This is a genomic window from Bacteroides sp. 1001136B_160425_E2, from assembly GCF_015559655.1.
Taxonomy (GTDB): domain Bacteria; phylum Bacteroidota; class Bacteroidia; order Bacteroidales; family Bacteroidaceae; genus Bacteroides; species Bacteroides luhongzhouii.
The window spans coordinates 54,139-62,716 of record NZ_JADMQH010000026.1; the positions used below are offsets into that span (position 1 = coordinate 54,139).

10 protein-coding genes are annotated in these 8,578 nt (G+C 40.0%); all 10 read right to left on the reverse strand.

What is annotated here, in order from left to right:
- Positions 1-2 precede the first annotated feature (2 nt).
- Positions 3-371, reverse strand: a complete 369-nt coding sequence (locus tag I2I04_RS21070) for a GntR family transcriptional regulator (protein ID WP_195655820.1) — start codon at positions 369-371, stop codon at positions 3-5.
- A gap of 10 nt (positions 372-381) precedes the next feature.
- Positions 382-1,203, reverse strand: coding sequence for a hypothetical protein (locus tag I2I04_RS21075; protein ID WP_195655821.1), 822 nt, complete (start codon positions 1,201-1,203; stop codon positions 382-384).
- 6 nt (positions 1,204-1,209) lie between these two features.
- Entirely contained in the window at positions 1,210-2,055 is an 846-nt protein-coding gene (locus tag I2I04_RS21080) for an ATP-binding cassette domain-containing protein (RefSeq protein ID WP_143260180.1), read from the reverse strand.
- 172 nt (positions 2,056-2,227) lie between these two features.
- Positions 2,228-3,694, reverse strand: coding sequence for a tetratricopeptide repeat protein (locus tag I2I04_RS21085; RefSeq protein ID WP_195655822.1), 1,467 nt, complete (start codon positions 3,692-3,694; stop codon positions 2,228-2,230).
- Between the two features lie 21 nt (positions 3,695-3,715).
- A complete protein-coding gene (locus I2I04_RS21090) occupies positions 3,716-4,660 on the reverse strand; it encodes a PstS family phosphate ABC transporter substrate-binding protein (RefSeq protein WP_143260179.1) in 945 nt (314 codons plus the stop codon).
- Positions 4,661-4,663: 3 nt separating this feature from the next.
- Positions 4,664-5,479 carry an energy transducer TonB gene (locus I2I04_RS21095; RefSeq protein WP_143260178.1) on the reverse strand — a complete coding sequence of 272 codons (816 nt, stop codon included), beginning with the start codon at positions 5,477-5,479 and terminating at the stop codon, positions 4,664-4,666.
- Between the two features lie 26 nt (positions 5,480-5,505).
- A complete protein-coding gene (locus tag I2I04_RS21100) occupies positions 5,506-6,159 on the reverse strand; it encodes an ExbD/TolR family protein (RefSeq protein ID WP_143260177.1) in 654 nt (217 codons plus the stop codon).
- A gap of 15 nt (positions 6,160-6,174) precedes the next feature.
- Positions 6,175-6,780, reverse strand: a complete 606-nt coding sequence (locus I2I04_RS21105; RefSeq protein ID WP_143260176.1) for an ExbD/TolR family protein — start codon at positions 6,778-6,780, stop codon at positions 6,175-6,177.
- A gap of 33 nt (positions 6,781-6,813) precedes the next feature.
- Positions 6,814-7,611: a MotA/TolQ/ExbB proton channel family protein gene (locus I2I04_RS21110; RefSeq protein WP_143260175.1), complete on the reverse strand. Its 798-nt coding sequence runs from the start codon at positions 7,609-7,611 to the stop codon at positions 6,814-6,816.
- A 152-nt stretch (positions 7,612-7,763) separates the two neighbouring features.
- Entirely contained in the window at positions 7,764-8,204 is a 441-nt protein-coding gene (locus I2I04_RS21115; RefSeq protein ID WP_195470558.1) for a hypothetical protein, read from the reverse strand.
- Positions 8,205-8,578 lie beyond the last annotated feature (374 nt).

An 8,578-nucleotide genomic window follows, 5' to 3' on the forward strand; every position in this document is an offset into this window, starting at 1 on the left:
TTCTATTTTTGCTTTTTTATAAACTCATGATACATTGTCTCTATTTCTTTTATCGGTATATCAAGCGTATACAGCTGACGAAAGAAATAGTCCAGTTCTTCCTTTAAAAAAGTATCCTTACGGAGAGAATGAATCAGCTCTTTCGCTCCCGAAGCTACAAAATACCCAATGCCACGTTTATTATAAATAATACTCTGCACCTGAAGATAATCAAAGGAACGCATCACCGTATTAGCATTCACCTCCACAATAGCAGCATACTCTCTGACAGAAGGGATTCGCTCCTCTTCCGGATATTGCCCCAGCAATATCTCATCACAGATTCTATCTGCAATCTGTAAATAAATAGCTTTACTTTCTTTAAAATTCATAGGCTAAGTATTACATTCGATTAATAATTTCGGACTCTTTAAAGCGGAAATAAGCCAGTGTCCAATTCATCAACGCAAAAAAGATGCCGGCAACAATTATGATCGACAAAATAGTATCTTTGGACTCGAATATGCCGCCCGAATAATATTGGCCGTTTTCCAACAGAATCTTGCTCATCAAAATGCCGGCTAAAAAATACACCATAACTATCACTGTTCCTGCCGCAAATGTTTTCAGGAAAGAGTTCTTTGGCCAAATAGAGCTACCCAGCACAAATAAAGATTGAACAAAGAAATAGCCTGACATCAGTGCTCCAAATTCCAACCCGCTGTTGCACAAAGTATAATATTTTTCGTCTCCAACCAAATGCGACAAAGCAACAGGGGCGATAAAGTCCTTTTCCGGATAAGCTAAAGAATAGATAATCAAACGTGTATAGTCTGCCAACTTATAAGAAATCAGGAAAACAACCAGATACACCACTGTGAATACAAACCATCTGGAGAAGAATTTCTCAAAAGGAGTTGCCGGAACCATCAACATGGAAGTGCGGCTCGTTTTCGATTTCATCCTTTCCATTGTAAACGAAGCACTCAAACCGCCGAAGCCCCATAAAGCCCAGATAAAAACAACCAGAAGAAATACCCATGCCGGATCGTTCTCATAATCATAAGTACCTCTATACGCAAAATATCCATTCCAAACCATTACCACTGCCATCACTCCATACATCAACACCATACGAAGCACATTCGATCTCCAATTCTCCACCATCTCCTTGCGGCAGAGATTTATAAAACGAGGCAAACTGAAAAAAGTATCTTTTATCATCGTCTTTTATTTTTGAGTGTGAAACAATCGGGCTATCTCTTCAGGAGCCGCCAGCGTAGCATTAAAAAGAAGTTCCAGGTTTAATTCCGATTCTTCCTGTTCTTCGTTAGGAAGTATCAGGTAATTTCCCTGGATAGTAGGGATTGCGAAAAGAGCACTTTTCGCCAATTCCCGATCGTCACTCTCCACAAAGAAAAGCTTGTCGCAAATATTACTTGTAGATTCATCCAGCAATACACAGCTGTCGTCCATAATCAATACATGATCGAGCACCTTATCGATGTCACGAACCTGATGCGTAGAAATTACAATCGTCTTATCATCCGACATACCCGATGCGATAAACTTACGGAACTGACTTTTGCCGGGAATGTCCAGTCCGTTGGTCGGCTCGTCCATCAACAAAAGAGAAGTGTTTGTAGCAAGCGCAAAGCTCATGAATACTTTCTTTTTCTGTCCCATAGAAAGTGATCCGAGATCAATATCTATATCCATCTCAAAATAATGGAGATATTTAATCATCTCTTCCTTGCTGAAACGGGGATAAAAAGGACTGTTCAACTCCACATAGCTGACCAAAGAGACTGAAGGTAATTCAAACTCTTCGGGGACTAAAAACATATCCTGTAAAGTAATCGGTAACCGACGGCGCACATCTGTATCGTGAAACACCACTTTGCCGTTTTTAGGAGTCAATAACCCGGACATCAGATAGAGAAGAGTAGACTTTCCCGCGCCATTCTTTCCCAACAGGCCATATACCCTGCCGGACTCGAACGAAAGCGAAAAATCATGTAGTACCGCACGCTTCGATTTACGATAAGTAAATGAAAGATTTTCTACTGTAATCATAGTATTTCTGTTTAATGAATAATGATCTTTTAGTGTATTAGTGTAATAGTACACCACAAAAGTAGATAATCTTTTGAATATTCCAATAGAAAAGGAGAAAAAAGTGCAAAAAAAGGAGGAGCTAAGATCACTCTCCACTCCTCCTGTCACGACAAACAACTAAAATTATTCACTATTTGATGCCGTCCAATGCCCTTTTAGCAGTAGCATTAGCGGGGTCTATAGCCAGAATTTTATTCCAGTATTCTATGGATTTATCTTTATTAGCCCTTGCTTCGGCCTTCAATGCCGGATTCTCGATCGCTAACAAATAGTAATATCCAAGATAACTGTAACATTCAACCAAAGCTGAATTGTAATGAGGATCATTTTTGCTTTCCAATAAAGCAGCCACTTCCTCATAGAAAGGTTTCGCAAGCCCTTGAGTGGTTTCAGGATCCAGTGCTGAATTGGCACGTGCTCTCCAGAAGTTACCCAAATAGCTGTCCGGTGCCGCTTCTGCAATTGCATGGAAAACAGAATCGGCGGACATCAACGCCTGCTTGCGTTCTTCAACAGTGATTGTCAATGAATCAGGTTGCGTACCAGCACCGTAATAAAGTCTACCAACCTGAAACTGTAAGTCCGGAGTCTGTTTTTCTTTATCAAGGGATGAATAATATTTCTGGTAAGCACTGATTGCTTTTTTATAATCATTCTTCTGTTCGTAAGCAGAAGAGATATTTTTATATAAATCCGTCTTTGTCGGATCCATCTTTACCGCTTTCTCATATTGTATTACTGCGTCATCATATTTTTTCAGACTTTCCAGCAAGTGTCCATAATACATATAATCCAAATAAGAATAATCGGCTTTTTCACATTCATTGAAGAAGATGTCTGCCGCTTTTATCGCTTCGTCGAAACGCTTCAAGTCAGTATAGTTATACATTGCCAAACGATTGAACGCAGCATGATGGGCATTCTTTTGCAATCCCATATTAGCCACTTCGAGTGATTTTTCAAAATCATGGTTCAAAAATAAAGCAAACGCATACTTCACTAAGTCTTCTTCTGTGGCAGTAGGTCCCATTGCAAAATTCGCATAAGATTCCACCGCTTTGCTAAAATCATTTTTTAAATAATAAATCTCGGCTAGTTTTTTGTCTACGGCTGTGTTGGACGGTTCCAGGGCCTTCAATTGGTTCAGCTTTTCAATGGCAAGATTTGCATTGGCTGACTTATAAACATCTGCATATTTCAGATAAGCTTCCGTACATTTCGGATCGAAATAAATCGCCTCTTCATATTTTTGAGAAGCAAGACCTCCGTTTTTCTGTTTCATGGCGATATTTCCCTCCAATACAGAAGCAAGAGCTGATTTACCATTCGCTTTTCTGGCAAGAGTTGCATATTCTTGCGCTTCGGGAAGTTTGTCAGCATCCAGATATGCGTTTCCGATAGCTACCAAAAGTTCCACATTCTTTTTATTCTTTCCTTTAATCAGATGTTCGGCTTCTTCAGCAGCCTGTGCCGGATTCGTCTGAATAGTTCCTTTCAATTTTGCAACTTCCGCCTGCCATTCGGCATCGGTTGATTGCGCACAGAGCGACCCTACTGCTATAAACGCTCCAGCTAAAAACATTTGTACTCGTTTCATGATAGTCTCTAATTTTAGTTATTATTCGTCTTTCACGTGGACAATACGCACCGGCTGTGTAGCCGGAACAAGTCCGGATTTTAATATAATCCGCTGCCCCTTGTCGGATGTCATAAAAGAAGCAAATCCCCAAGGCAGCCCACTGCGAGGATCATTCAGTAATGCATAAATAGATCGTGCCAACGGATAATTACCATAGAACAGGTAAGCCTGATAAGGTTTATAACTGTTAGCCGGAGTTGCTATATCCTCTGCACTCACTGACATCACTTTGATCTCTTCGCGAAAAGAAAGATTGGTTGTATCACTGCGGTTCCCCAACCAGTTAACTCCAATAACTCCCATAGCATCGGGATTTTTCGCTACATAATCTATCACTTGCTGGTTGGTTTTCAAGGCACTGACGTTACCTTCTGCCAACGGTTTTCCACTACAGATTGAGTCTATTGCAAAACGTACGGTACTGGAGTTCTTATTATCGAACACCACCTGAATCCCTTTCAACCGGGAATCCGGATTTACATCTTTCCAGTTTTTCACCTCACCGGTGAGGATGCGGCGGAAATCACGTACACTCAACAAAGAATCCGGATTAGCACGATTCACAATCAATGCCAAACCATCCGTAGCCAATTTTATCTCGCGAGGGAAAAATTTACGGCTGTGGAATGAATTCATTTCTTCCTTAGTCAGTGTCCGGGTTGCAATAGCCAACCGGACACTGTCTTTCAGAAGTAAATTTATCGCTTCCACTTCAGTAGTGTAGCGAGGGACAATCCCGGCCAAAGGGTACAGGTTTTCAAACACCTCTATCTCTTCTTGTATGATAGGTTCGAAACTTTCATCCGCCGCGATCGTTACCACGCCGGAAGAATAAGTATCCGTCGGCCCTTTCGATTTCGAGTTACAAGCACTCAACAGCACCAGCGCAACGATTCCTATCAGCCTAAATTGTCTCTTCATCATTTTTTATTGTAGTTTAAACATTACCGGAACGGTGAACTTCACACGTACCGCTTTTCCATTCTGTTTACCAGGGAGCCATTTCGGCATGCTTTTTACCACGCGCACAGCTTCCTTATCCAGATAAGGGTCTACACCACGCGCCACACGTACATCAGAAATAGAACCATCACGTTCAACAACGAACTGTATGATAACGCGACCTTGTGTTCCATTCTCCTGTGCAATAGTCGGATATTTGATGTTCTTACCCAGATATGCCATCAACTCCTGTTGACCACCAGGAAACGTCGGCATCTGTTCTACCATATCGAAAACCTTTTCCGGTTCCGGTGCAGCCTGTGTTACCACCTGCTTAAGGTCAGCGATATCTTTACCATTTGCCTCGTCATTACCTTTTACGTCGGCAATAGAGATAGATACTTTAGTAGCATTCAAATCTTCCTGGCTCTTGATCTCATCATCCTCATGCACCTCTTCATCTTTCTTAATGACAGGGGCAGTAAACTTAATAGAACTTTTCAACGCAGGAGGAGGAGGCGCAACCGGTTCAACCCGTTTCATCTCTTCCTGTTTAATTTCCGGTTCTTCCAATTTCGACAAAGTAGTAACCTCTGTCATCACTTCTTTCTGTTCCGGAGTAGCCAACTTAAGCAACGTAGGGATGCTAAATCCAACTGCTGCTATGATTACCACAATCAACATTGCGACATTGTGTCGTTTTGTCGAATTGGCACGCATTTTATATGCGCCATATGCTTGGTTCTTGCCTTCAAAAATCAGTTGACACCATTCCGAAGAAGCTAAATCTAATTTTGCCATTTTACTTTTCTTTTTTGGGTGTTACATCAATTACCGGCTAAGTTCTGTGACAATTCACCTTTCGCATCGTAATTCTTCATCAAGAATTCATCAGCTTCTGCAATGTCTGTTATCACATATTTACCAATATTACATATCTGCATTTCGTCCAGCGCGTCAATCAGATTCATATAAGAAGCATCATCCGTAGCTTTGATAATTACGGTCGGTGTATCCTTTCCGCTCTTTATCTCAGCAACCTGCTTCTTAAATTCATCCTCCGTTATCTTAAGATCCAGTTTCTGTTGTTTCAATTCTCTTACTTTATTGACAGCAACAGCATTTTTCTGAAGGAGTACGGCACGTAGTCCATCTGCGCCGTAACTAGTTTCTTTCAAGGAGGTATAATCCTTGTAGTTAGGCTCTCCCTCATAATAATAAAGTTTATTATCAGCCCCTAGCAATAATGTAATTGCTTGTGAAGCCTTCACCATACTCTTCTGATTTTCAGTTAAATCTTTGTCATTACTCGGCATACTTATTTCCATCGTCTGAGGTTTGCTCAGTGTGGTACAAAGCATAAAGAAAGTAATCAGCAACATGTTCATATCCACCATCGGTGTAAAGTCCACTCGGACAGATATTTTCTTTTGTTTGCTTTTTCCTCTTTTTCCACCGCTCTCTTGTACTTCAGCACTCATTGTATTTCCTCCTTTTTAATTTTCAGATTCTGCTTTGAGAGAAGTAATCAGATTATACCGATTTTCCCGCAGATCCTGAAGTGAGTTCATAACGTTCTTTATCACTGAGTATGGAGTCTTAGCGTCTGCCTTGATAGCAATACGTAGATCAGCATTGGCAGTACGTGCATTACGCACCCACGACTTAAACTGATTATCAACACTATCACATGGAATGCCTTCATTCTTAAGGATCTTATCCCGTTGATCTTCGGGGAGATCAAGATATTTCTGCATACTTCTGATAGGCACTCCAAAAGTAGAAGACAACATAAATCTCTTCTCTTGCTCCGGAGTAAACTTAATGCCATACTCTTCACCCATGCTCTCCAAGACAGCCTGCATATCCTGCTGCTTGTCGAGGCTCATAAATATTTTTCCTTCCGGATCAACCAGAATCTGGAGTACATTAGTCTCCGGAATCTTGATTTCCGATACGGAAGCCGGAGTGGTAACTTGTACCGGTTCCTTTTTCACAAATGTTGATGTCAACATAAAGAAAGTCAGAAGCAATACAGTAACGTCACTCATAGCGGTCATATCTATGAACGTACTTTTCTTTTTAATTTGCGCTCTACCCATGATTAATAATAGATTTTATAAGGGTTCGCAGAATTAGTGAGTAGCAGCAAAAGTTTGCACGATAGAGAATCCGACTTCGTCAAGTCCGTAAGTCAATTTATCAATTTTGTTAGTGTAATAGTTGTAAGAGATAACAGCCAATGCACCAGTCAAGATACCGAAAGCTGTGTTGATCAAAGCTTCAGAGATACCTTGAGACAAAGCCATAGAGTCAGCACCACCACCAGCAGACAAAGCAGCAAATGAACGGATCATACCGATTACAGTACCAAGCAATCCCATCAATGTACCCAAGGTAGTGATGGTAGCGATAATTGGAAGATTTTGTTGCATCATAGGCATTTCTAAAGCTGTAGCTTCTTCAAGTTCTTTCTGGATAGCTAGCAGCTTCTGTTCTTTAGGAAGAGAGGTATTCTTTTCCATTTCCTCATACTTGCGCAAAGTAGAAGTTACTACGTTAGCAACAGAGCCACGTTGTTTATCACAGATCTCCTGTGCTTTCTTCATGTCACCAGCAGCTAAAGCATCTTTGATGTTAGCTACAAACTTAGACAATGAGCCTTTACCGAAAGCAGAACGAAGAGCGAAATAACGCTCAATGCTCAGAGCAAGAACGGTTAACAACAATGTCTGGATAATAGGCACGATAACCCCACCTTTGTAAATAGTACCCAACATATTCAACGGATGATTGTTCGGGTCATTGTTCATAAAGTTGGATGGATTCCCTAATAGGAACTGATAGATACACACAGCTATTACTAAACAGCAGATGATTACGATACCGGCATTCTTTATACCTACAACTTGAGTTTTTTTAGTAGTTTCCATAATAAGTTTTTTGTTAAGAAATTAATTTTAGTTATTTAGGAAGTAAAAATTTCGATTAGACACACTGCGCTACAGACCCTGCAACTTTTAAAAGGAAAAAGTCACACAGTTCATACAGAGTACGAAAAAAAACGGATAATAGGGGAAATAAACTAAATAAGGATACGTCTTAGAGCGAACACGTAGTAGTCGCTACACGTAATGGAGTAATGTGGATCCTTATCCGAATAAAATGATTTACTTTGATCTAATACTAAAGAATTTTCTCTTAACACGAGAAACTTATGTATAACGTCTTTTAAGGAGTCATTGATTTCAATGATTCTACGCAGGCGATAATTATTAGAGTTTGATTCAGTTACTAATTTAAATCCTAATTCTACATCAGAAATAGTTAATGACTGCGAGTTATCATAACTGACCGACTGATTATCTACAGAAGAATTACGATTAACATCAGAAGATGATTCTGACAGTTGACAAGAGGCCTCACTGTTTGAAGCATAAGCCGAAAAATTCATAGCATTTCCACCCATGCTAAAAGATAGCATCAGCAGAACAAAAGCTAATATGAATTTCGGCGAAAGTTTCATTGCATTTTTAGTTGTTTTATTCGTCCATTATAGATTCAGCAACAAATGTAGCAATTAAATGCATACATATATCATTGTTTACATCATTTAAACATAAAAATTTGTCTCTACTATTAAGAACAAGTTGCAAAGTGTTTTGTTCTAGGGAACATTATTTTAATTTGTTAAAAAAAGCATCTCTATTGAACAAACTATTATGAGGTTTGCATCTGCTAAAAAGGACGGTATAAATACCAGAGGTTATCTTTTCTTCTGGTTTAAACACAGAAAGCCCCTTGATTCTTAGTTGAATCAAGGGGCTTCTTAAAAACGGCGGCTACCTACTCTCCCACTGTTACGCAGTACCATCGGCGTGACGAGGCTTAACTTCTCTG